This is a genomic window from Streptomyces jumonjinensis (assembly GCF_009600885.1).
GTDB lineage: Bacteria > Actinomycetota > Actinomycetes > Streptomycetales > Streptomycetaceae > Streptomyces > Streptomyces jumonjinensis.
Genome location: NZ_VCLA01000161.1, coordinates 6,408 through 6,855 on the forward strand (window position 1 = coordinate 6,408; position 448 = coordinate 6,855).

Below are 448 nucleotides of genomic sequence, written 5' to 3' on the forward strand. Positions count from 1 at the left end.
ATCCGCGCGACCCGCGAAGAGGAGTTGCCCGTCGGCCGTCCAGCGGGCCAGGTCACCCGACCGGTACATACGACCGCCGTACGGGCACGCGACGAACCGTTCGGCCGTGAGGTCCGGTCGGCCGACATAGCCGCGGGCCAGACCCGCGCCCGCCACATACAGCTCACCCGTCACGCCCACCGGAACCGGCTGAAGGAAACCGTCCAGGACATAGACCTGAGCGTTCCCGATCGGGGCACCGATCGACGGCGGCAGATCCTCCGGCCGAATCCCACGATCCAGCGGAACGGCCGTCGTGATCACCGTCGCCTCGGTCGGACCGTACGTATTCCACACCTGAGCCCGACCCGACCAACGGCTCGCCAGATCCGCGTTCAACCGCTCCGCACCCAACACCCAATTCCGCACCCCAGGAACCGACTCGGGATCCAGGACGCCCAGCAGGGAG

General features: G+C 68.5%; 1 protein-coding gene. It reads right to left on the minus strand.

All coding sequences use genetic code 11. The annotated features are described in order from the left end of the window. Positions 1 to 448, minus strand: a 448-nt coding sequence (locus FF041_RS39285) for an AMP-binding protein (protein ID WP_228388559.1), incomplete at both ends; no start/stop codon positions are given.